A 23,631-nucleotide genomic window follows, 5' to 3' on the forward strand; every position below is an offset into this window, starting at 1 on the left:
CAGCATGTCGATGCACTGCTGGCGGCGCGCGAAGGCGGGACTTTCGTCGGCGACGGCGGCCAGCGCGTAGACGCCTGCCACGCGCACTGCCACATCCGATCCGCCGAGCTGATTGGTGGCCGCGCCGAAGCGCTGTTCGAATTCTCTTCGCTCCGAGCCCTTTTGGCGCCGGTACACTACGACGAGGGCGACCGCAACCGCGATCCCCGCGATCGCGGGAAGGGCTGCCTTGACGACGTCGACGGCCGTCGCGGCCCCGGCGTCCATCACGAAGGCACCGCTGATCGCCCGCGTCGCCAGCGCGCTCAGGATGAGCCCGATGAGCACAGCCGCCGCCACCGACGCGAACAACGGAACGCGCGCGGTGCGCCGACGCCACGTGATGAACCAGCTGCGGGTCGCGCCACGAAGGGTCTGGGCCGGTCTGAACGCCCACGCGACCAGGCCGCAGGCGATGACGCCTACAAGTACCGCGGCAGCGACGCGGATGGCCAGACGATCCGACAGCGGGCCTAATAGGTCCGCCACGGCGGGTATGCCGAGGGCCCAGAACGTCGCCCAGCCTGCGGCGCCAGCCGCAGCAACGACCAGGACCGCGACCAACAGGGGCGGGGCGTTACGCAATAACCGAGGTCGGCGCAGCGCCGGATCGGCCTGGATCTGCGGTTCAGGGCGCTCAGGTCGGTTGGGCTGTGCGAGTTCGTCAATGGCATCTGCGAGCCGCTCAGGCATGCTGCCATCGTCTCATTCCGAACCGGGTGCTTCCTGCGCCTTTCTGCGCCGGAACGCCACAGCCGTCCCTGTAGTTTCACATCGGGTACAAATCGGCGCGCCTGCGCACACACCTGCCCAGATCGGCTAGCGTCAAACGCCGTGACCACCGCCGAACCGGCTCAATTCCGCGAAGCGGTGGCGGCGATGAATGCCACCACCGTGCGACCGGAAATCGAGCTCGGCCCGATCCGCCCGCCGCAGCGGCTGGCGCCGTTCAGCTACGCGCTGGGCGCTGAGGTCCGGCACCCCGAAACGGCGATCGTGCCCGAGCGCTCAGAAGGCGACGCGTTCGGCCGGCTGATCCTGCTCCACGACCCCGAAGGCGCCGAGGCCTGGGACGGCACGATGCGGCTGGTTGCCTACATTCAGGCCGACCTGGATTCCAGCGAGGCCGTCGACCCCCTGCTTCCCGAGGTGGCCTGGAGCTGGTTGGTCGACGCGCTGGAAGCGCGGGCCGAGCATGTCACCGCGCTCGGCGGTACCGTCACCGCCACTACGTCGGTGCGCTACGGGGACATCTCCGGCCCACCGCGCGCGCACCAGCTGGAGCTGCGGGCCTCGTGGACGGCGACGTCACTGGAACTGGGCCCGCACGTGCAGGCATTCTGCGAGGTGCTCGAGCATGCCGCCGGCCTGCCCCCGACCGGGGTCACCGATCTGGGCTCTCGCACGCGCGCTTGAGATGACCGACGAAGTAGTCAACGAGACCGATACCGAGCCGGAAGCCACGCCGCTGCTTGCGCCGCGCGACGGTGTGCCCGAGCTGTCGGTCAGCGCCAGCGAAATCAAAAGGGCTGCAGATCTTTTGGGCTCGGGCAACGGACCGTTCGCGGTCGACGCCGAACGGGCGTCGGGCTTTCGGTATTCGAATCGCGCGTACCTGTTGCAGATCCGCCGGGCAGGGGCGGGCACCGTGCTGATCGACCCGGTCAACCACGGCGGTGATCCGGTGACGACGCTGGCCCCGATCGCCAAGGTGCTGGCGACCGACGAGTGGGTGCTGCACGCGGCAGACCAGGATCTGCCATGCCTGGCCGAGATCGGCATGACGCCGGTGAAGCTGTATGACACCGAGTTGGCGGGCCGGCTTGCGGGCTTCGACCGGGTGAATCTGGCCACCATGGTGCAGCGGCTGCTCGGCGTGCAGTTGATGAAGGGCCACGGCGCGGCCGACTGGTCGAAACGTCCGCTCCCCCACGAATGGCTGAACTACGCGGCGTTGGACGTCGAGGTACTGCTGGACCTGCGCCACGCCATCGCCGCGGTGCTCGAGGAGCAGGGCAAGCGTGACTGGGCCGCACAGGAATTCGAGCACCTGCGCATCTTCGAGGCGGCTCCGACGCGGCGCGACCGGTGGCGTCGCACCTCGGGCATCCACAAGATTCGTGACCCGCGTGCGCTGGCAGCGGTGCGCGAGTTGTGGACCACCCGCGACCACATCGCCCGCCGCCGGGACATCGCGCCGGGACGAATCCTGCCCGATGCGGCGATCATCAACGCCGCCAGCGCCAACCCCGAGACCGTCGAGAAGCTGACCGAACTGCCGGTGTTTGGCGGGTCACGGCAACGCCGAAGCGCGCAAGTGTGGCTGGATGCGCTGGCCCGTGCGCGCAGCACCGAGGATCCGCCGCAGGCTCAGGAGCCGTCGAACGGGCCGCCGCCCGCATCCCGGTGGGCTCGTCGCAAACCAGAGGCGGCGGCGCGGCTGGAGGCTGCTCGCGCCGGCCTTACCGAAGTGTCGCAACGGGTTTCGGTGCCGACGGAGAACCTCGTCTCCCCCGACGTGGTGCGCCGGTTGTGTTGGGATTGGCAGCCGGTCGAGAACACCGCGGCAGCGGTTGACGACTTCCTGCGTGAGGCGCTGGTGCGGCCGTGGCAGCGTGAGCTCGTCGTCCCGGTGCTCACGGAGGCGCTCACACCACCGGAGGATGACGGCTAGCGCCGCTCACGATTTAGCTGTGGCAGTATGAGCCTCGCCAAAGGCGACTGCGGACCGAGGAAGCCGGTGTAAAACCGGCGCGGTCCCGCCACTGTGATCGGGTAGCCATGCCCGAGAGCCAGATACTCACCGTGGTCGCCACCTCAACTGACTGGGGCGGATTTCTCCAGGGAGGACGACTATGCGTGTGTTTTGTCTATTTCGTGCCTGGGCTGTTGTCCTGTCGACCGCCGCGCTGCTGATAACCGGATGCGGTTCTGACGCCCGAGATCCCGCTGCTGCAGACCACAGTTCTCCTCAAGGCTTTCCGGTCACGGTGATCAATTGCGGTGTCACCACAACGTTTGACCGACCACCGATCGGTGCCGTCGCGCTGAACCAGCACGCGATCGAAAACCTGCTAGCGCTCGGCCTGGAGAAATCGATCCGCGGCACCGCCTATCTGGACGACCGGATCCTGCCGCAGTACCAGCCCGCATACGAGGCGATTCCAGTGTTGGCCGACGAGTACCCCTCATACGAGGCGCTGCTGGCCGCCGAACCGGATTTCGTCTACGGCGGCTTCGCCAGCGCTTTCGACGAGAAGGAAGGTCGCGGCCGTCAGCGGTTTGTCGATGCGGGCATCGACACACACCTCAACGTCGAGGAATGCACCAGCGGGCCGGTGGCCATGGCGCAGCTTTATGACGAGATCCGCAGCATCGGAACGATTTTCGGCGTGCAGGACCGGGCTGAGCAGGAGATTGAGCGGCTCCGTCGCACGCTCAAAGAGGTCGACGCCAAGGTCGACGGCGCGCAACCCGTACGCGTCGCGGTCTACGACAGTGGCGAAACAACGGTGTACACCGCAGGCGGGCATGGGATCAGCAACGAGGTGATCAAGGCCGCAGGAGCGGTAAACCTGTTCGCCGACCTGCCCAAGCTATGGGCCGACGTGTCGTTCGAGCAGTTCGCCGAGCGCGCACCAGACGTCATCGTCATCTACGACTATGGCGACCAGCCGGTGGAGCACAAGAAGAAGTTTCTGCTCGAACACCCTGTGCTGCAGCAGGTTCCAGCCATCCGGAACAAGCAGTTCGCCGTGTTGCCGCTCTCGTCGGTCGTCCTCGGCGTACGAGTGCCGGGCGCCGTGAAGTCCCTTGCAGAACAGTTGCATCCGGGCCGCTTCCAGTGACCGTCACAGAAGTCAGCGCACCGACGACGCCGACCCGCGCACCGGCTGCCCGGCGGCTGCCATTTCGCGCGGTGCTCGTGATGCTCGCGGCACTCTTGGTGGCGACGATGACGACGGGGATCGCGGCCGGATCAGTGCCCATCGCGTTCGACCAGGTGTGGGCCATCGTGTTGCACCACATCCATCCGACGCTGATCGAACCGACCTGGCCCGCGGTGCGCGAATCGATCGTGCTGGAGGCCCGGCTGCCCCGGGTGGTTCTGGCTGCGGCGATCGGCGCAGGCCTGGCCATGTGCGGAATGGCGCTGCAGGCCGTGGTTCGCAATCCGCTCGCGGATCCGATGCTGCTGGGCGTCTCGTCCGGCGCCTCAGTCGGCGCGGTCGGCGTCCTGGTCTTCGGCGTTGGGGTGTTCCCGTTCTTCACGCTTCCGCTGGCCGCCTTCGGAGGAGCCCTGGCTGCCCTGGTTGCGGTGTACTTTCTCGCGAGGACCGGCGGTCGGATGACCACGGTGCGCCTCATCTTGGCCGGGGTGGCCGTTGCGGAGGTGCTGTCCGCCCTCGCCAGCTACCTGATCATCTCCTCCGACGATCCGCACAAGACGCAGTCCGCGGTGCGGTGGATGCTCGGCGGCCTTGGCGGGACAACCTGGCCGATGGTGTGGATTCCCGCTGCCGCCGTGCTGTTCGGGGCGGTGATTCTGCTCGCCGTGACCCGGCCGCTGAACCTGCTCTACACGGGCGAAGAAGCCGCCACGGCGCTCGGCCTCGACGTACATCGATTCCGCGCCGGGGTTTTCGTGGTCGTCGCGCTGATGGTTGGTGCGATGGTGGCGGTCAGCGGCGCGATCGGATTCGTCGGCCTGATCATGCCGCACGTGGTGCGGTTGCTTGTCGGTGCTGATCATCGTCGCGCGCTTGTCGCCGCCGCATTGCTCGGTGCGTCATTCCTGGTGGCGTGTGACATCGCTGCACGCACCATCACCGCTCCCGAAGAACTGCCGGTCGGTGTGCTCACGGCGCTGATTGGCGGGCCGTTCTTTTTGTGGCTCATGCGCCGTAGGACCTCGGCATGAGCGGCGAGCTGACGATCGAGAACGTGTCCGTGTCCGTCGGTGCAAAAACGTTGGTGCGCAACGTCTCACTGCGGGTCGCGCCCGGTGAGGTGGTGGCGTTGGTGGGTCCGAACGGCGCGGGCAAGACCACGCTGCTGCGCACGCTGTATCGCGCCCAGCGACCCACAGCGGGCCGGGTGCTGCTCGACGGCGATGACGTGTGGCGCACGCCCGCCAAGAAGGTCGCCCAACGGCTCGCGGCGGTATTGCAGGACACTACAGGCGATTTCGAGCTCACGGTGTTCGACGTCGTCGCGATGGGCCGGACGCCCCACAAGCGGGCCTTTGAGGGCGATACCGACGTCGACCGCGCCATCATCGGAGAAGCATTGTCGGCGCTGGACATCGCCGATCTGACGAATGCACCGTTCAGCAGATTGTCCGGCGGACAGAAGCAGCGCACGCTGATCGCGCGGGCCTTGACGCAACGGGCAGTCACGATCGTGCTTGACGAGCCGACGAATCATCTCGATCTGCGACATCAACACGACGCGCTGCACCTGTTGCGCCGGACCGGCACCACTGTGGTCGCCGCGTTGCATGACCTCAATCTGGCCATCGCCTACTGCGATCGCATCTGCGTACTCGACGCTGGTGAAATCGTTGCCCTTGGCGTCCCCGCCGAGGTGCTCACCGCCGACCTGATCGCGGATGTCTACGGTGTCGACGTGGACATCGCGCATCATCCGCGGATGGCCGTGCCGCAGATCACGGTGATCCCGAGAGTAGCGGAGTGCATATGAACATCTCCACCGCTCTGTCTGAGATCTCTTCGTACGGCGAGTTTTTCACCATCACCGTCGGCGGTGCCGACGCGGGCTGGCAGCCCGTTCGCCGGTTCTACGACAACGGCTGCTCCGAACTGATCGACGCCACCACCGCGCGTTACGACACCGCCGACGTGCGGATCGGTGCCTCCATGGTCCAGTTCAGTCACGCGAGCAGGCTCTGGTCACCGGTCCTGGCGTGCGCGCTCGTCCACGGTGTCGTCCCTGACCTGACGCAGCTCGAACGCGCCGACGACGCAGCGCGGTTGCGCCTGCCGGATCCGATTGGTGAACCCGTCGACCGCGACGATCCGCCACCGGACCTGCTGTACCGCATCGTGGTGCAGCGGCACCTGGAACCACTTGCCGCAGGGCTGCGCGTCAAGATGGCGTCCGGATTACTGTTCGGCAATGCCGCCTCCGCACTGGTCGGGGCGTCTCGGGCGTTGCAGAATGCGCGGCCCGATCTGCGCGAGCCGGCCACACGGCTCACCGAATCACTGCTGGCGACAGGCAAACTCGGCAACGCCGGAGTGATCACTGGTCCGAATCTGGCGTTTCGTCGCCGCAGCTGCTGCCTGTACTACCGCACGCCGACCGGTTCGAAATGCAGCGACTGCGCATTGAGGTGAGTCGGGCGAACGACCGGGCCCCTCACCACCGCACGGGCAGTTCGGTCAGCCCGCCTGCCAACGTGTCAGTCCGCACCCTCAACGTCTCGGGGTCGACCGCGAGACGCATCGAGGGATACCGAGAAACCAGTTGCGAGAACACAGCTTGCAGTTCGATACGGGCCAGTGGCGCACCGATGCAGTACCGCGCGCCGTAGCCGAAGGCGACATGGCCGGCAGCCGACCGGGTGATATCCACCCGATCCGGTTCGCCGAATACCGCCGGATCATGGTTGCCCGCACCAATATCCAGAAGGACTAACTCCCCCGCCTTGATGGTGACCCCGTCGACGTCCAGGTCGGTGCGCGCGTACCGGACCATCGCGCCGCCACCTGCTCGCGCGGCCCGCAGGGTCTCCTCGACGGCGTTCGGAACCAGACCGGGGTCGTCGACAAGTGCCTGCCATTGGTCGGGGTTGGCCAAGAGCATGAAAGCGGTCAATCCGATTTGGACCACTGTGGTTTCGTGGCCGGCGAAAAGCAGAAACATCGAGTGCTCGGCTACCTCGTCGTCGGTCACGCCGTCGGTTCCGGACAACCGGGAGATCACGTCGTCGCCGGGATTGTGTCGCTTGGCGGCGACGAGCCGCTGGCCATAGGCGAACAGTTGTTGCAGCCCGCGTTCGGACCGATCGTGGTCGCGGGTGTTGGCCGCATCGTCGGTCCAGCGACGGAATTGGTCGCGGTCCTCGTAGGGCACCCCGAGCAGCTCGCAGATCACCAGGATCGGCAGCGGTACTGCCAGCGCCGCATGGAGATCGGCCGGTGACCCGTGCTCGGCCAGCTCGTCGAGCAACTGCTCTGCCATGGCTTCGATCCTCGGGCGCAGCGCCCGCATGTGTTTAGGCGTGAAGTGCGGCTGCAACAGCGTGCGCAACCGCACGTGATCGGCGTGCTCGGTGGCGAAATTGCCCATCGGCCCGCCGAATACGGCCGATTCGCCAGTCCGGGCCGCGGTTTCCGGCTCTGGGTGGGCGCGGCCGAGCCGATGGTCATCCAGCAGCCGCCGCACTTCAGGGTGACGGGTGATGAGCCACGCCGAATCGCCCACATCGGTGCGAACCCGGTGTACCGCGCCCTGCTCCTGCAGCTCGCGAAGCTGCGGCGCGACCTGCAGCGGATGCGTCTGCTCGAAGGGCAGCTGCGTCTGGGCGACCATGGGAGCCTCCAGTTCGACGGCTTGTATAAAGCTACTTGTATAGTCTGACCTAAACAAGAGGAGATTCGTGCGATGACAGTGGCTCGCCAACCGGCTCGCGCGGTGTCAACTCGCGAGCAGCCGGTCCGGCGGTTGGCCCGCGCCGAGCGTCGCGAGCAGATCCTCGACGCGGCCACCCGCGCGTTCGCCCGCACCGGGTTCACCGCGACCGGCCTTGACGACGTCGCCGCCGAAGCCGGCGTCACGCATGTGATCCTCTATCGACACTTCGCCTCGAAGACCGACCTCTACCGCGCGGTGCTGGATCGCGCCCGCGCTCGGCTGGCCGACGCGGTCGGGGCCGACCACTACGACGAGGAGACCATCCCCGGCCTGTTGAGCGCCGCCGCGGCCAATCCAGATGGATTCCGGCTGCTGTTCCGCCATGCCGCCAGGGAACCGGCTTTTCGCGACGTGGTCGACAGCATCCGGTCCACCTCGATTGAGGTCGCTCACCACCACCTGACCGAGCGGATTCCGGCCGGACCCTGGCGAGACTGGGCGGCGCGTCTGGTCCCCACCGTCACCCTCGAGGCCGTCATCGCCTGGCTGGACATTGGCCAACCGGAACCCGACCGCGCCGCCGAACATATTTGGCGCGCAATCGAATCGGTGATCGACTCGGCGAATCCCGGCTGACCGGGCGAGCCAGCGCCGTCGGGCAGTTCCGAGGATTTAAGTTCTCATTGGAACCTCCGTCCAGGTAGACGTGCGCGCTGAACTGACTTCATTCGTTGCGGCGGGCGGAAAAGCGAAGCGTCTACCTGGTCGTATGCGGGATTCTCATCGAAATGGCCGGAGCGTTTCTCGCCCATCTTCGTGGCGGTTCCTCGAACCGGGACCCAACTGCTAGGTCACAATTTCCTTAAGAAATTCTTAGTTTTACCTTAACTTTCTTATTTATCGGTGTAACGTGCTCGACGATGACGCCACCTAATCGTTCGCGCAAGCACTCGGTTGTCCTCGGTGCCGGCATGGCCGGTCTGTTAGCCGCCCGCGTGGTATCGGACTTCTACGAGACGGTCACGATCGTCGAGCGCGATACTTTGCCGAGTGATCCCGTGCAGCGCAAGGGGATCCCGCAAGGGCGGCACGTCCACGCGTTCACGAGTGGCGGTTCGCAAGTGTTGGGTCGGCTGTTTCCGGGGCTGCTCGACGAACTCGTCGATGCGGGAGCGAACGTATGGGATGACGGGGACCTATCTCGCATCTGCTTCCGCTTCGGCGGCTATGAGTTCAAGAACTCTGGCAGATTCGCAGACCCGGTTGCGTCTACGACGTATCTGGCAAGCCGCCCTTTTCTTGAAGCCCATGTACGGCGGCGAGTTCGGGCGATCGACAACGTGCTGATACTCGACGGCCATGATGTCGTGGAGCCAGTCGCAGATACGCCGGCCCGCGTCACCGGCGTTCGAGCGGTCAACCGTGAAACTGGTGATGCGACCGTGCTCAACGCCCAGCTGGTGATTGACGCAATGGGCCGTGGCGCGTCCACGCCAGCCTTTCTCGACAGTCTGGGCTACGGCAGGCCCGCAGAGCAGCGGTCCGGGACCCGCGTGGTCTACGCCAGTCAGCTGATGCGCATCACCCCAGATATGGTCACCGAGAAGCTGACACTTGCGGTGCCCGGCGAGGACCAGCCGGCCGGTGGCGGGATCTTGCTCTGCGAAAACGACACCATGGTCGTCACCGTGAGTGGTATTCACGAGCACCAACCACCCACCGACCTGGCCGGAATGCTCCACACTGCCGCACAATTCGCGCCACCCTCGGTGCTGGCAGCGCTGCACGCGGGCACGCCCCTTGGCGAGGTGTCCATCTATCGCTACCCCGGCAGCATGTGGCGACGCTATGACAAGATGCACCGATTCCCGGCCGGGCTACTGGTATTCGGCGACGCGATCGCAAGCTTCAATCCCAGTTATGGCCAGGGCATGACAATGGCGGCGTTGCAGGCCCTAGCGCTCAAGGGCTGTCTAGCCCGTGGGGATGCCGACCTGAGTCGGCGGTTCTTCACCGCCGCCGCCAAGCAACTCGACATGATTTGGCAGGCAAACCGGCTCACCGGCGAATTCGCCCCCGCTTCAGGCCAGCGTCAACGCCGCCGTGCGCGCTCGCTGTCAAGGCAGTTGCAGCGACGGCTGATGAACTGGTGGATGGAGAAGATCATGACCGCCGTCGAGAACGACATCGCGATCGCCGAAACAGTTTTCCGGGTACGCAATTTCACTGACTCTCCGAATCGGCTGCAAGACCCAAGGTTTCATGCGCGCGTGGTCGTGACGAACTTGCGGCGGCACCGCACGTCCCTTTCGGCCTCAGGTCTGCCCCGGCCGCCTCGCAGAACACGAAGCATCGCCGAATCGCCGAAAAGCTAATGGGGACGCTGATTCCCGACAGTCCCACCCATGAGACAGGACAACCCGCGTGCTTGACGTGATTTATCGCAAGGCCCGTACTCGCGTCGCCGACCTCGCTGCCACGCTCAGCGATGAACAGTTACACACACCGGTACCTGCGACACCGAGATGGACGATGCACGAGCTATTGGCACATTTGGTCGGATGCGCCGCCGATGCGGCCAGCGGACGGGTGGACGGAGCACCGGGCGAACAATGGACGGCACGCCATGTCGAGGAACGCCGGCATTATTCGATTGGTGAGCTCCTCGACGAGTGGGGCCGCATCGGCCCGGCAGCCGAGTCCACCCTGACGGACGAACAGATCTTCGGACCCAATATGGCCGCAGATGCGATCTGCCATGAAGCAGACCTTCACGAGGCACTGGGACTTCCTCGCGTAGACCGCGAGCACTGGCAACCCTTCCTCGAAGTGATGATGCTGTTCCTCGGAAAACAGCTCCGACACAACAGGACGCTGATCATCCGCGATGAGCAAGGGCAGCAATGGAGTTGCGGTTCGGGAGAGCCCGCGACGCTGCTACGGGCGGACGGCTACGAATTGCTGCGCGCGACACACAGTCGCCGTTCGCAACGACAGATCGCCGCGTGGAATTGGACACCCGCACCGGCCGAGCAAATGATCAAGCGCTTCGGATTATTCGGCCCACGCTACGACGATCAACCCGTCCCTCGCGATTGACTCGTTCTGACTGATGCGCGGCCACGTCATGGCGGGCGGACCACGGGTCCTGTCCGCAACGGCGAGCTGAAACTGGTAGCTACAAGCCCTTATAAAGCACGAACGTTCCTGCCGAGGCTGCGGCCAGGCGCACGCTGTCGGCATGCGCTGATCTCCCCGGAGTTGCAGCGCCAGAGTTAGTCGAGGCGCTCGCTGACTTCGCGCTCAGTGACGGCGGCGCCCTGCGCTGCCACCCATCCGGTGATCTGGCGGGCGACGTTGCGATCGGTCAGGCCAACGTCGGCGAACACCTCGCCACGCGACGCCTGTGCGAAAAACTCCTGCGGCAGCCCGACATCGCGGCATGGCACGTCGATTTCGGAGCGGCGCAGCGCCGCCGACACGGCCGAACCGACGCCGCCGGTCACACCGTTGTCCTCGAGGGTCACGACTAGCTTGTGCGCGGTCGCCAGCTCTGCGATCGCTTCCGGCACCGGCAGCACCCACCGCGGGTCGACCACCGTCACACCGATGCCCTGATTGCGCAGCCGCTCGGCGACGGCCAGCGCCATCTTCGCGAACGGCCCGACCGCCACCAGCAGCACATCCTCGGAAAGTCCCTCGGTTGGAACCGCGAGCACGTCGACACCGCGGCGACGTTCTACCGCCGGAATGTCCTCGCCGACATCGCCTCTCGGGAAGCGGATGGCGGTAGGCCCGTCATTGATGTCGAGCGCTTCGCCGAGTTCTTCACGCAGCCGGGCACCGTCGCGCGGCGCGGCGACCCGCATGCCGGGAACGATGCCCAGCATCGACAGGTCCCACATGCCGTTGTGGCTGGCGCCGTCGGGTCCGGTAACGCCCGAGCGGTCGAGCACCATGGTCACCGGCAGCTTGTGCAGCGCCACGTCCATCATGACCTGATCGAACGCGCGGTTGAGGAACGTCGAATAGATCGCGACGACGGGATGCATGCCGCCCATCGCCAGCCCGGCCGCCGACGTCATCGCATGCTGCTCGGCGATCCCCACATCGAAGAACCGATCGGGGAACCGCTGCCGGAACTTGGACAACCCGGTGGGGCCTGGCATGGCAGCGGTGATCGCGACGATGTCGCGCCGCTTGGCACCGTAGGCGATCAAGGCCTCGGAGAATGCAGAGGTCCAGCCCGGCCCGGGAATCGACGTGGCCAGTCCGGTCTCGGGGTCGATGACCCCGCAGGAGTGCATCTGGTCGGCCTCGTCGTTCTCGGCCGGCGGGTAGCCCATGCCCTTGCGGGTGACGACGTGCACGATCACCGGCGCGTTGAAGCCCCGCGCGTTGCGCAGCGCGCTCTCCACGGCGTGTTCGTCGTGGCCGTCGATCGGCCCCACGTATTTGATGCCGAGGTCGGTGAACATCACCTGCGGCGACAACGCATCCTTGATGCCCGCCTTGATGCTGTGCATGCACTGATAGCAGATCTCGCCGATGAGCGGCACGCCGCGCACCGCCTTGCGACCTTCCTCGAGCACCTTCTCGTAGGCCGGCTGCAGCCGCAGCCCAGCCAAGTGCTCGGCGAAACCGCCGATCGTCGGTGCATAGCTGCGGCCGTTGTCGTTCACGACGATCACCACGGGCCGCTGTGACGCGGCGATGTTGTTCAGTGCTTCCCAGCACATGCCGCCCGTCAGCGCGCCGTCGCCGACCACCGCCACCACATGCCGGTTGCGGTGCCCGGACAGCTCGAACGCCTTGGCAAGCCCATCGGCGTAGGACAAAGAGGAGCTGGCGTGGCTGGACTCCACCCAGTCGTGCTCACTCTCGCTGCGTGACGGATAGCCCGACAGGCCGCCCTTCTTGCGCAGCGTGTCGAAGTCGTGGCTGCGTCCCGTCAGCATCTTGTGCACATAAGCCTGGTGGCCGGTGTCGAAGATGATCGGGTCGTGCGGCGAATCGAACACGCGGTGCAGCGCAAGCGTGAGCTCGACGACACCAAGGTTGGGGCCCAGATGTCCGCCGGTTGCAGCGACCTTGTGAATCAGGAATTCGCGGATTTCCTGCGCCAAATCGCTCATTTGCGACTGTGACAGGTGCTGCAGATCGGCGGGCCCGCGGATCTGTTCGAGCATTAGGTCAGTGTACGCACGCGCTCCTGGCTCAGTCCTGTCGAGCGTCGTAGATGTCGGGCACACCATCGTGATCGGCGTCGGCGGTCTCGATTGCCTCGATGCGACGATAGGCCGCGTTGCGGCTCACCAATACCAAAGACGCCAGTACACCTGCGATAACGGACCCGACGAGCACACCGACCTTGACGTCAGCGCCCGCCGCGGTGCCGTGGCCAAACGCCAGCTCACCGATCAATAACGACACGGTAAAGCCGATGCCGGCCAGTAGCGACACGCCGAGAACGTCGCGCCACGCCAGCTCGTCATCGAGGCTGGCGTGCGTGAATTTGGCCAGTAAGAAGGCGGTGGCGAACACGCCGAGGGGTTTGCCGATGACCAGCCCGAGGATCACGCCGTCGGTTAGCGGATCGAGCAGCGACGCGCCGAGACCGGACCACCCCCCAACCGTCACACCGGCGGCGAAGAACGCGAAGACCGGCACCGCGAAACCCGCCGACGCGGGCCGCATAGCGTGTTCGAACAGTTCCGCCGTCGGGTGACCGAACCGGCCCAGCACCGGGACGGTGAAGCCGAGCACCACGCCTGCGACGGTGGCATGCACACCGCTGGCGTGCACCAGCGCCCATGCGGCGATCGCCAGCGGTGCCAATAGCCACCAGTGGTGCACACCACGCTGTACGGCCAACCCGAACAATCCGATCGGGATCAACGCGAGCGCCAGTGGTCCGAGCGACAGATGGTCGGTGTAGAAGACGGCGATGACGGTGATCGCGAGCAGGTCGTCCACGACCGCAAGCGTCAGCAGGAACGTGCGAAGCGCGGTCGGCAGGTGCGTCGACAGGACAGCAAGAACCGCGAGCGCGAATGCGATGTCGGTCGCGATCGGTACCGCCCAGCCACCAAGATTCTCGGGTCGATCAGCCGCCAGATTGATCGCAATGAACACCGCGGCCGGCACGACCATCCCGCCAATAGCCGCGGCGATCGGCAGCGCAGCCTTGCGCGGATCACGCAGATCGCCGGCGACGAACTCGCGCTTGAGTTCGAGTCCGACGATAAAGAAGAAGATCGCAAGCAACCCGTCGGCGGCCCACTCCGAGTTGCTCAGGCGCAGGTGCAGCGATTCGGGCCCGATCGTGAACTCCGATATGGCGCGGTAGGCGGCCGACCACGGCGAATTGGCCCATACCAGCGCTGCGCCTGCGGCCGCCAGTAACAGCAGGCCGCCGACGGTCTCCTGGCGCAGAATCTGGGACAACCGTTGCGATTCCGGCCACGAGCCGCGCGTCAGCAATCGCAAATTGGTTGGCATCGGCCCGATCTTAGTGACTATGCCGCCGCGGATCAGCTCGTTAAACGCTGGTGGGTAAGGCCCGGCGCGAGTAGATTCACGCTTGGTGCGCCGGGAAGTCTGGTCGGCAGTCAGTTGACCGACTCGTGAAAGGCTCCTTGTGCACTCTCATCCGGCGCCGCCGATCCCGGGCTCTCAACTTCGCTTTCCCCTTGACGCAGCGCGAGTTTCGCCGGTGCATGCTTCCCTTAACACGGCCGTAGGGAGCTGATATGCACGCCGAGGACATGGCCGAGGAATTTCCGGTGATAAGCATCGACTCCAACGCGCTGGACGCGGCCCGCACGTTGGCCGAGCACCGGTTGCCCGGGATCGTCGTCACCGACTCGTCGGGGTCGCCGTACGCCGTCTTGCCCGCGTCCCAGGTGGTGCGGTTCATTGTGCCGACGTACGTCCAGGACGACCCGTCGCTGGCAGGTGTGATCAACGAGTCGTGGGCCGATCGTGCGGCGGAGAAGCTGGGCAACAAAAAGGTCCACGACGTGTTGCCGGAACACCTCACCAACGTGCCGGCAGCCAATGCGGATGACACGATCATCGAAGTGGCCGCACTCATGGCGAGATTCAGGAGCCCGTTGATCGCCGTCATGAAGGACGGCAAGTTGCACGGTGTGATCACTGCGTCGCGGCTGCTGGACGCCGCGCTGAGGACTTAATCCCTATGGCAGCCATTGCGATCACCACATTTGTGATCGCCTACATCCTGATTGCCAGCGACCGCATCAACAAGACGCTGGTGGCCCTTTGCGGTGGGGCGATCGTGCTCGCTCTTGGGATCGTAGGCGCAGACGATGCCTTCTTCTCACACGAGACGGGTATCGACTGGAACGTCATCTTCCTGCTTTTCGGGATGATGATCATCGTCGGCGTGCTGCGGCAGACCGGCGTTTTCGAATACATCGCGATATGGGCCGCCAAGCGCGCCAACGGCTCTCCGCTGCGGATCATGATCTTGCTGGTGCTGGTGACCGCCTTCGCATCGGCCCTTCTGGACAATGTCACCACGGTGCTGCTGATCGCACCGGTCACGCTGTTGGTATGTGAGCGGCTCGCGATCAACGCGGTGCCGTTCCTGATCGCAGAGGTTCTCGCCTCGAATATCGGCGGCGCATCGACCCTCGTCGGCGACCCCCCGAACATCATCATCGCCAGCCGGGCAGGCTTGACGTTCAACGACTTTCTCATTCACATGACACCGATCGTGTTGATCGTCATGGTCGCTTTCATCGCCTTGGTGCCGCTCATCTTCCGCGGATCCTTCGATGTCGATCCTGCGCGCGTGGCCGACGTGATGACACTGAACGAGCGCGAGGCCATTCAGAATCCGCGCCTGCTCGTCAAGTGCGGACTTGTTCTGATCGCGGTATTCGCCGCATTCATCGGGCACTCGGTGCTGCACATCGAACCCTCCGTGGTCGCGCTGCTGGGCGCCGGCATCTTGATCCTGATCTCCCGGCTCGAACAGCGCGACTATCTGGCCAGTGTTGAGTGGGAGACGCTGCTGTTCTTCGTTGGGCTTTTCGTCATGGTTGGCGCGCTGGTAAAGACCGGCGTTGTCGAACAGTTGGCCCGGTCGGCAACCGAATTCACCGACGGCAACGGGTTACTCACGACGATGCTGATCCTCGGCATTTCCGCACCGGTGTCCGGCGTCATCGACAACATTCCGTTCACCGCAACGATGACGCCGATCGTCAGCGAGTTGTCAGCGAGCATTTCTGATCTGGCACACCCGGATGTGCTTTGGTGGGCGCTTGCGCTGGGCGCCGACTTCGGTGGGAACCTTACGGCGGTGGGCGCGAGCGCCAATGTCGTCATGCTCGGAATCGCCCGCCGCGCAGACAATCCCATCTCGTTCTGGGAGTTCACCCGCAAAGGTGCGCTGATCACGGTGGTGTCGATCGTGCTCTCTGCCCTTTACCTCTGGCTGCGCTACTTCGTCTTCGGGTAGAAGGGAAACGGATGTCGGTCGCGCTAACGATCGTGCTGATCGCCTTCTGCGTACAGGGATTGGTGAGATTCGGAGTTGGATTCCTCGTGCCGTACGACACCAGGATCAAGCGGATCTCGTCCTATTACGTGCACGACGGCCGCATCATCAGCATCTACGACAGGCGTCACCCTCGTCATCATCGTGGCGCTCGTCATTCTTCTGTTCTTGGTCGACATGCAGGAACTCAGCTTCATCACGGGTCTAGTCGTCGGAATGCTCATCATTCAGATCTTCTTCCACCGCTTCGACCAACCGCTTGACCCAGAGAAGGCACCCGAATCGGGTGCTCCCCCAAGGAAAATCATGTCGTACGCAATCCAAGCTTCGGCCGGGCCTCGCGTGGCGGGAGATTATCGTGATGGCTGCGCTCTTCGTCTGGGCGCTGTATGCACTCATTGCGCATCTGCTCGCATAGACGTTCAGCGCTCGGCGTAGACGGCTCGCTCGATCTCCGATACCGGTTCACTCCTGCCTACCGGCTGGAGGTAGCGAACCGCGTATTCATCAGGGCCAACTTGCTCGATCTCACGCCAGCCATATTCGGCTAAGAAGCCTGCAGCCTGTTCTGGGTGGAGCCCAAACTGCCAGAGTCCCTTTTCCACGACGAAGTCCTGGTAGGCCGACTGCGCCCCGTACATGGCCTGCCCCTCCAGAAAGTCCTAGCGAACCAACGTTAACGCCAGGCCGCTGCCGGGCGCGGCGCCAGCCAGATGCTCCATCGTCTTGCGAACGGCGGACTCAGTCAGGTATTGCGTCACCGCCTCCCAGACGTAGAACGTGCGCATCCCCGGGTCGAAACCGTTCCGGGCCAGACAGTCTGCGAGATCATCGGTTTCGAAGTCGACCGGCAGCAGCCTCACATCGGGTGGCACCCGGCCGAAGCACCGCCGGACCGCTGCGGCCTTACGGTCGATGTCGGCGGGCAGATCGACTTCGCAAACCGGAATCCCAGCGAGCTCGGGTAGTCGGTACGCGCGCGTGTCGTAGCCTGCGCCCAGAATGACAACGGCATCAATGCCTTTCGTGATGGCGTATAGCAGTTGATCGTCGATGTAGCGTTTGCGGCACAAGAAGCTGGCCCAGCCGCCGTGCATTTTCTTCTCGGTCGCGCCGATCAGCGCCCTCCGTACAGGTGCCCACCGCGCGAGCGTTGTGACCATACGCCCGGCGGCCGGAAGCAGCCTCTGCGCCCACGGGTCGTGCACGAGAGGGGCGGATTCGTATTGGTCGGCGGCGACGATGACCATCGGGCCGAGCGCGGTCTGGGCAGCAGGTTTTTTCACGGTGTGCTCCTGGGTCGCTGAGACAAAACGCCGACCAGGCTTCTCGGCACACCAACAAACAACGTAGTAGCGCATCCGGCTGAACTGCGAGGCCGCTCCATGCGGTGCCGTCAGTTTCCATTTAATCGGTCGACTCGAGCGTAGAATTCAGCACATCGGTCACGCGGCGGCGAGGCGCTGATCGCCGGAGAGTTGCACGCCACACGTGCTACCCGAACTTCGGAGCGTCCACATGGGCACACGTTCGCCCGAGAAACTCCCAACCTTGTCTAGGCGCGCCCGCCGGCTCATCATCGTGGGCCTCGGCCTCCTCGTATTGCTCGTCATTGGCCCGCAGCTGGTGGACACTTACGTCGATTGGTTGTGGTTTGGTGAAGTCGGTTTTCGCAGAGTGTGGATCACCGTGTTGCTGACCAGGATCGCGACGTTCTTCGCGGTGGCGGTGGTAGTGGGCGGCGCCGTGTTTCTGGCCATGCTCGTGGCCTATCGCTCGCGGCCTGCCTTCATCCCCGATACGCGGTCGAAAGATCCGATAGAGCCCTACCGGACCCAGGTGATGCGCCGGCCAAAGATGTTCGGGTTGGGTAGCGCCGTCGCTGTTGGCGTGTTGTGCGGTCTGGTCGCCAAGACGAACTGGGTGACGGTGCAACTCTTCCTACACGGCGGATCCTTCGGAATCGTCGACCCTGAATTCGGCCACGACATCGGGTTCTTCGTCTTCAACCTGCCCTTTTACCGGATGGTGCTGAACTGGCTATTCGTGGCCGTGTGCCTGGCATTCGTGGTCAGTCTTGGGACGCACTATCTGTTCGGCGGTGTACGACTGACGAAGGGCAAGGGCATGCTGACCCAGGCCGCGCGGGTTCAGCTTGCCGCGATTGCCGGCACGCTGATCCTGTTGAAGGCGGTTGCATACTGGCTCGACCGCTACGAGCTCCTTTCGGGTAATCGTAAGGAACCGACTTTCACCGGCGCTGGTTACACAGACATCCACGCTGCATTGCCCGCCAAGCTCGTCCTCCTCGCGATAGCGGTGCTGTGTGCGGTGGCATTTTTTGTCGCAATCTTCCTGCACGACATGCGGATTCCCGCGATGGCCGCCGCACTGCTTGTGCTGTCCGCGGTCCTTGTCGGTGGGGTATGGCCGCTGCTAATGGAGCAGTTCTCCGTGCGCCCTAACGCCGCCGATGTCGAGCGCCCGTACATCCAGCGCAATATCGACGCGACACGTCAGGCGTTTCGGCTCGGCGGCGACTGGGTCGAATACCGCGACTATCCAGGCGTCGGAACCAAGGCGCCCGGCGATTTTCCGGCGGACTTGACCACCATCGCCAACGTGCGACTGCTCGACCCAAATGTGCTGTCCCGAACCTTCACCCAGCAGCAGCAGCTCAAGAATTTCTACAACTTCCACGACAAGTTGGACCTCGACCGGTATCGCATCGACGGCGAACTGCGTGACTACGTAGTCAGCGCTCGCGAACTGTCGCCCAACAGCCTCACCGGCAATCAGCGAGACTGGATCAATCGCCATACGGTCTACACACATGGCAACGGTTTCGTTGCCGCGCCCGCGAACCGGGTGAACGCGGCGGTCCGCGATGCTGCGGAAGCCTCCGAAAGCAACAGCGGTTACCCCATCTACACGGTGAGCGACATCGCGTCGCAGGCTTCCGGCCGCCAGATCATACCGGTCGACCAGCCACGTATCTACTTCGGCGAGGTGATCGCCCAGGCCAACCCCGACTATGCGATCGTCGGCGGTGCCCCAGGATCCGCACCACGCGAATACGACACCGACACCTCGACGTACACCTACACCGGCGCTGGCGGTGTTCCTATCGGAAACTGGTTCTACCGCACGGTATTTGCCACCAAGTTCGCCGAGCACAGGATCCTGTTCTCCCGCGACATCGGCTCGGACTCCAAAGTGATATTCCACCGCGACCCGATCGACCGTGTGCAGCGGGTGGCGCCGTGGCTGACAACCGACGCCAACTCCTATCCAGCGGCGGTGGGGGGACGGATCGTCTGGATCGTCGACGCCTACACCACCCTCGACACCTATCCCTACGCACAGCGCAGCTCGCTGGAGGGACAGGTGGCCAATGCCGCCGGCACCTTGAGAACGGGCAAAGAGGTGTCATACGTGCGAAACTCCGTCAAGGCCACCGTCGACGCCTACGACGGCACGGTGACCCTGTATCAGGTTGATCGCGACGATCCGGTCCTGCAAGCGTGGATGCGAGCCTTCCCTGGCACGGTGAAACCCGATGACGACATCACGGACGAACTGCGCGCGCATTTCCGCTATCCCGAGGACATATTCAAGGTTCAGCGAGAGCTGCTCGCGAAGTATCACGTAGACGAGCCGCGCGAGTTCTTCACCACAAACGCCTTCTGGTCGGTGCCCAGCGATCCCACCGATGAAACCAACCCGACGCAGCCGCCTTTCTATGTCCTGGTCGGTGACCAGCAGACAGCTCAGCCGTCCTTCCGACTGGCCACCGCGATGGTCGGCTACAACCGGGAATTCCTGTCCGCCTACATCTCTGCTCAGTCAGATCCGGAGGATTACGGCAAGCTCATTGTGCTGCGCTTGCCGACCGACACGCTGACCCAGGGCCCGCAACAGATCCAGAACTCGATGATCTCCGATACCCGCGTGGCGTCCGAACGGACACTGCTCGAGCGGTCCAACCGGATTCATTACGGCAATCTACTGATGCTTCCGATCGCCGATGGGGGCGTGCTCTACGTGGAACCGCTCTACACCGAGCGGATCTCGACCGCCCCGAACAGCTCAACGTTCCCTCAACTCTCACGAGTACTGGTCAGCGTGCGCGAACCCCGCGCAGGCGGCGGGGTCCGGGTCGGCTACGCCCCGACCCTTGCCGAGGCGCTCGATCAGGTGTTTGGCCCCGGCGCCGGCCGCGCTGCCACCGCTCCGGGTGGTGATGCCGGCACACCACCACGGACCGGACCGCCCGCGACTGCGCAACCGCCGCCTGTCATTGCGCCTCCGGCGCCGGGAAGTCCTACCCCGTCAGTGGAGGAACTACGAGAAGCGCTGGCGGAACTGCGCGAAGCGCTCGACCGCGTACAGCGCGCGGTTGACTCGATCGAACCCGGCGGGGGTTAGCGCGGCCCTGCAGTGACGCGCACTGGTAATTCGTGCCAGCCTGAACATTGTTGCGCCGAGCGCAAACCCGATCTCTAGGCATCAGGCGTGCTTGGTACGGAAGCGGCGAAACAGCAGCCACGCGATCGCCACGTTGTAGAGCACCCCGACGACCAGGTATGGCCACCAGGTGCCGTGTGCACTGGCAATCCAGAACGCCTTGGCGGCCCAATACGGCGGCAGCACACCGAAAGCCAGGTTCCATGCCGAGCCGATGAACCACGGCAGGGCGGGCAATCCTGCGATGAGCATGCCAAGGGCACGCACCATGGCCAGGCCCTGGATCTTGTTGTTCGCCAACACGACTATCAGCAGTAGGCAGACAACCGCCGACAGGCCCGACAACAGTCCGATCGGAATGAGCGTCGGCACCAAGCCGGGCTCCAGGATCCCACTGAACGACAGCGTCGCAACGACATAGACCGTTGTCACGAGCACCACCGTCGCGGCACGGTAGCCGAAGAACATCGACATCGGGACTGGGGTCACCCGCAGCGCGGCAAGAGTGCCGGCATCCACTTCCTCCAGCACTAGGAACGCACCAAGCCCACCGGCGATGATGATGCTCGTCAAGAGCAGGAACCCGGTCAGCACCAGCGGGTAATACGGAACCAGGTCGAACTGGTACCGGTCGGCCAGCATCTCGGTGACCATTGGGGTGAGAAGGACGACCCCGGTGGTCCAGAGGACCGGAGCCAGGACAAGCATGACAAGCAGCGGGTCACGGTAGGTGCCGCGAATGTCGTTGCGCCCGAACGCCAACAGCGCACCTGCATTAATGGTTGCCATCACATGCCTCCGGATTTCGCGATGACATAGCGACCGAACGCCGCCTTTGCCGCCCAACACAACCCGGCCACACAGACCACCGGGTACACCACCGCGTACACGACCTGCCACGGCTCCAACGTGACCTGATCGAACGCCGCCCCGAGAAACAGCAGAGGCCCCTGCGTGGGGATCGCATAAATCAGCGGTATCGGCCACACCCCCGAGTAATGCAGGACCGGCAGGGCCGACATCACCGCGAGCGGAATGGTTGCTGACAGAAACCAGTCACTGATCGAGTCGAACGGCAGCGATGTGATGAAAGCGACCAGCAGCATGAGCAACGTGGCCAGCACGATTCCGACGACCAGCGGCACCAGCCGGTACACGAACCCGTGCGCGATGGTGGGGACGACAAGCGCCACGAACAGTGAAAGAAGCACGAGCACAGTCAGTTTCGCTGTCAGATATTCCCAGAACCGCAGAGGTGTGGAGATGACGGCGCTGAGGGTACGTTCCTGCTTCTCGAAAAACACCGACCCGCCTATGAAAAAGAACCCGATTATCGCGGTATCGCCCAACAGGATGTAGGGCTCAGCGGCCAGGCGCAGCCCATGCGACATGGGCAGCAGCACGGCCAACCAGATGAGTCCGGAAAATATCGCCGCGTAAAGGAACTTCTGCCGGTTCTGAATGGTTACCTCAAGCCGCAACGCACTTGCCAGCCGGGTCATTTCAGGTGCCTTCCAGTGACCTCGACGAAAACGTCATCGAGGCTGGCTTCGCGGCTGTGGATCGTCTCGACGTGATGGTTTCGCAGCATCGCATGGAACGCCGGATCGTCGGCCAGGTCGTCCATTCCGAACTCGGCCGTATCGAGCCGGCCGCTGTCGCCCCGATACTCCACCCGCACACGTCGTTGGCTGCGGGCAATTTTCAGCTCGGTCGGAGTGTCCAGCGCGACGATCCCACCGTCGACGACGAAAGCGACCCGGTCGCAGAGTTCATCGGCGGTCGACATGTCATGAGTGGTGAGGAAAATCGTGCGTCCGCGATCCTTCAGGTCGAGAATGATGTTCTTGACCTTGCGCGCGTTGACGGGGTCGAGACCTGACGTGGGCTCATCGAGGAACAGCAGCTCCGGGTCGTTGATCAGCGACCGCGCGAACGTCAAGCGCATCTGCATTCCCTTGGAGTACTTGCCAACTCGGGTGTTGGCGTCGTCAGCGAGGCCGACGGCGTCAAGCAGCTCCATCGGATCCAGGGTGTCGACGTCGTACAGCGACGCAAAGAACCGAAGGTTCTCCAGACCGGTGAGCTTCTGGTAGTGGTTCGGCAGCTCGAAGGAGACTCCGATCCGCTGGTAGTAGTCGGGGCCCCAGGCCAGCGGATCCTTCCCCCACACCGCGGCATCGCCACCGTGGCCGCGCAGCAAGCCGATCAACAGCTTCTGCGTTGTGGATTTCCCGGCGCCGCTGGGGCCGAGGAATCCAAAGATCTCGCCCGGCGCGACGCTGAAGTCCATGCCCCGCACCGCGGGTTCGGTTGACTTCGGATACGTGAAAGTGAGTCCGCGGACTTCGATCACGTCTGTTGTGACACTCGACGGTGTGACGATGTTGGCGGATCGCATGGCGCGCCCGGCCTCCTCTGGGTATGCGGATATTAGTTCCGACCAGACTTCCCGGAGCGCCGTGGGTCACTATACTGAACTTTCAGAAATTATTGAAGTCTCTGAAGGAGGGCAATTGGCCGAGGCTTCTGATAAGCAGGCAGCGGCCGCCGAGGAACTTGCTCTTGTCCTCAGTAGTCACGGTCTGCAACGCATGACCGCCCGCGTGCTGGCCGCCCTGCTGTTCACCGAACAACCGACGATGACCATGGGTGAGCTGGCTGATCAGCTGCGTGCCAGCTCGGGCGCGATCTCCGGCGCGCTCAAAATGCTCACCTCAGTGGGCATAGTCGAGCGAGTGCCCGCGCCCGGCAGCCGGCGAGACCACTACCGGCTGCGTGACAACGCTTGGGCCATCCAGTACACCAACCAAAACGAAGTGACCGCCGCCGTGATCAAGGCCGCGGACGCCGGGATCGCCACCACCGAGGGGGATGGCCTGGCCCGCCAGCGCCTCATTCAGATGCGGGACTTCTACACCTTCTTGCTCGACGAGATCCCGGCGCTGCTTGACCGCTGGTATCAACGGTCCGGCTCCACTAAGACGTAGTCCCCC

At 64.3% G+C, this 23,631-nt stretch carries 19 protein-coding genes, 2 pseudogenes and 1 riboswitch; of the genes and pseudogenes, 13 read left to right on the forward strand and 8 right to left on the reverse strand.

Annotated features, from left to right (window positions below):
* Positions 1-732, reverse strand: a pseudogene (locus VFH65_RS05355) (hypothetical protein); the annotation flags it as partial.
* A 186-nt stretch (positions 733-918) separates the two neighbouring features.
* Here VFH65_RS05355 and VFH65_RS05360 point away from each other — a divergent pair.
* From VFH65_RS05360 to VFH65_RS05385, 6 genes are all read left to right on the forward strand, one after another.
* Entirely contained in the window at positions 919-1,455 is a 537-nt protein-coding gene (locus tag VFH65_RS05360) for a DUF3000 domain-containing protein (protein ID WP_414688364.1), read from the forward strand.
* Between the two features lies 1 nt (position 1,456).
* Positions 1,457-2,713 (forward strand): ribonuclease D, encoded by a 1,257-nt coding sequence (locus VFH65_RS05365; protein WP_353320114.1) that lies wholly within the window; start codon positions 1,457-1,459, stop codon positions 2,711-2,713.
* 6 nt (positions 2,714-2,719) lie between these two features.
* Positions 2,720-2,861, forward strand: a riboswitch (cobalamin riboswitch).
* Positions 2,862-3,029: 168 nt separating this feature from the next.
* Entirely contained in the window at positions 3,030-3,887 is an 858-nt protein-coding gene (locus VFH65_RS05370; protein WP_353320115.1) for an ABC transporter substrate-binding protein, read from the forward strand.
* On the forward strand, positions 3,884-4,960 hold the full coding sequence (locus VFH65_RS05375; protein WP_353320116.1) for a FecCD family ABC transporter permease: 1,077 nt from the start codon (positions 3,884-3,886) through the stop codon (positions 4,958-4,960). The genes VFH65_RS05370 and VFH65_RS05375 overlap by 4 nt, the downstream gene beginning before the upstream one ends.
* Positions 4,957-5,742, forward strand: a complete 786-nt coding sequence (locus tag VFH65_RS05380; protein ID WP_353320117.1) for an ABC transporter ATP-binding protein — start codon at positions 4,957-4,959, stop codon at positions 5,740-5,742. Before VFH65_RS05375 ends, VFH65_RS05380 begins: the two co-directional genes overlap by 4 nt.
* Positions 5,739-6,398, forward strand: a complete 660-nt coding sequence (locus tag VFH65_RS05385; RefSeq protein ID WP_353320118.1) for a (2Fe-2S)-binding protein — start codon at positions 5,739-5,741, stop codon at positions 6,396-6,398. Before VFH65_RS05380 ends, VFH65_RS05385 begins: the two co-directional genes overlap by 4 nt.
* 22 nt (positions 6,399-6,420) lie before the next feature.
* Here the strand turns inward: VFH65_RS05385 and VFH65_RS05390 are convergent, their stop codons facing one another.
* Positions 6,421-7,596 carry a cytochrome P450 gene (locus VFH65_RS05390; protein WP_353320119.1) on the reverse strand — a complete coding sequence of 392 codons (1,176 nt, stop codon included), beginning with the start codon at positions 7,594-7,596 and terminating at the stop codon, positions 6,421-6,423.
* 72 nt (positions 7,597-7,668) lie between these two features.
* Between VFH65_RS05390 and VFH65_RS05395 the strand changes: the two genes are divergently transcribed.
* The 3 genes from VFH65_RS05395 (at position 7,669) to VFH65_RS05405 (ending at position 10,737) form a co-directional block, all read left to right on the forward strand.
* Positions 7,669-8,274, forward strand: a complete 606-nt coding sequence (locus VFH65_RS05395; protein ID WP_353320120.1) for a TetR/AcrR family transcriptional regulator — start codon at positions 7,669-7,671, stop codon at positions 8,272-8,274.
* Between the two features lie 284 nt (positions 8,275-8,558).
* The gene (locus VFH65_RS05400; RefSeq protein WP_353320121.1) at positions 8,559-10,013 is read left to right on the forward strand and encodes an FAD-dependent oxidoreductase; all 1,455 of its coding nucleotides are present in this window, start codon (positions 8,559-8,561) and stop codon (positions 10,011-10,013) included.
* Between the two features lie 49 nt (positions 10,014-10,062).
* Positions 10,063-10,737 carry a maleylpyruvate isomerase family mycothiol-dependent enzyme gene (locus tag VFH65_RS05405; RefSeq protein ID WP_353320122.1) on the forward strand — a complete coding sequence of 225 codons (675 nt, stop codon included), beginning with the start codon at positions 10,063-10,065 and terminating at the stop codon, positions 10,735-10,737.
* 176 nt (positions 10,738-10,913) lie between these two features.
* Here the strand turns inward: VFH65_RS05405 and dxs are convergent, their stop codons facing one another.
* Both dxs and nhaA read right to left on the reverse strand, forming a co-directional pair.
* The gene (dxs, locus tag VFH65_RS05410; protein ID WP_353320123.1) at positions 10,914-12,827 is read right to left on the reverse strand and encodes a 1-deoxy-D-xylulose-5-phosphate synthase; all 1,914 of its coding nucleotides are present in this window, start codon (positions 12,825-12,827) and stop codon (positions 10,914-10,916) included.
* Positions 12,828-12,855: 28 nt separating this feature from the next.
* A complete protein-coding gene (gene nhaA / locus VFH65_RS05415) occupies positions 12,856-14,139 on the reverse strand; it encodes a Na+/H+ antiporter NhaA (RefSeq protein ID WP_353320124.1) in 1,284 nt (427 codons plus the stop codon).
* A 251-nt stretch (positions 14,140-14,390) separates the two neighbouring features.
* On the opposite strand from nhaA, the gene VFH65_RS05420 reads away from it, so the two are divergent.
* Positions 14,391-14,834, forward strand: coding sequence for a CBS domain-containing protein (locus tag VFH65_RS05420; protein WP_353320125.1), 444 nt, complete (start codon positions 14,391-14,393; stop codon positions 14,832-14,834).
* Positions 14,835-14,839: 5 nt separating this feature from the next.
* Positions 14,840-16,129: an ArsB/NhaD family transporter gene (locus tag VFH65_RS05425; protein ID WP_353320126.1), complete on the forward strand. Its 1,290-nt coding sequence runs from the start codon at positions 14,840-14,842 to the stop codon at positions 16,127-16,129.
* Between the two features lie 461 nt (positions 16,130-16,590).
* Here the strand turns inward: VFH65_RS05425 and VFH65_RS05430 are convergent.
* A pseudogene (locus VFH65_RS05430) lies at positions 16,591-17,454 on the reverse strand (SAM-dependent methyltransferase).
* 232 nt (positions 17,455-17,686) lie between these two features.
* Here VFH65_RS05430 and VFH65_RS05435 point away from each other — a divergent pair.
* Entirely contained in the window at positions 17,687-20,596 is a 2,910-nt protein-coding gene (locus VFH65_RS05435; RefSeq protein WP_353320127.1) for a UPF0182 family protein, read from the forward strand.
* Positions 20,597-20,677: 81 nt separating this feature from the next.
* Here VFH65_RS05435 and VFH65_RS05440 read toward each other — a convergent pair whose 3' ends face one another.
* Genes VFH65_RS05440 through VFH65_RS05450 form a run of 3 tightly spaced genes read right to left on the reverse strand, consistent with a single transcriptional unit; the run spans position 20,678 to position 23,036 of the window.
* A complete protein-coding gene (locus VFH65_RS05440; protein ID WP_353320128.1) occupies positions 20,678-21,424 on the reverse strand; it encodes an ABC transporter permease in 747 nt (248 codons plus the stop codon).
* Complete coding sequence (locus VFH65_RS05445) at positions 21,424-22,137, reverse strand: fluoroquinolone transporter permease (protein ID WP_353320129.1); 714 nt, start codon at positions 22,135-22,137, stop codon at positions 21,424-21,426. Before VFH65_RS05445 ends, VFH65_RS05440 begins: the two co-directional genes overlap by 1 nt.
* Positions 22,134-23,036, reverse strand: a complete 903-nt coding sequence (locus tag VFH65_RS05450) for an ABC transporter ATP-binding protein (protein WP_353320130.1) — start codon at positions 23,034-23,036, stop codon at positions 22,134-22,136. The genes VFH65_RS05445 and VFH65_RS05450 overlap by 4 nt, the downstream gene beginning before the upstream one ends.
* Before the next feature lie 115 nt (positions 23,037-23,151).
* On the opposite strand from VFH65_RS05450, the gene VFH65_RS05455 reads away from it, so the two are divergent.
* Positions 23,152-23,625 carry a GbsR/MarR family transcriptional regulator gene (locus tag VFH65_RS05455; protein WP_353320131.1) on the forward strand — a complete coding sequence of 158 codons (474 nt, stop codon included), beginning with the start codon at positions 23,152-23,154 and terminating at the stop codon, positions 23,623-23,625.
* Positions 23,626-23,631: the final 6 nt, after the last annotated feature.

The organism is Mycobacterium sp., from assembly GCF_035697385.1.
In the GTDB taxonomy this organism is placed as follows: domain Bacteria; phylum Actinomycetota; class Actinomycetes; order Mycobacteriales; family Mycobacteriaceae; genus Mycobacterium.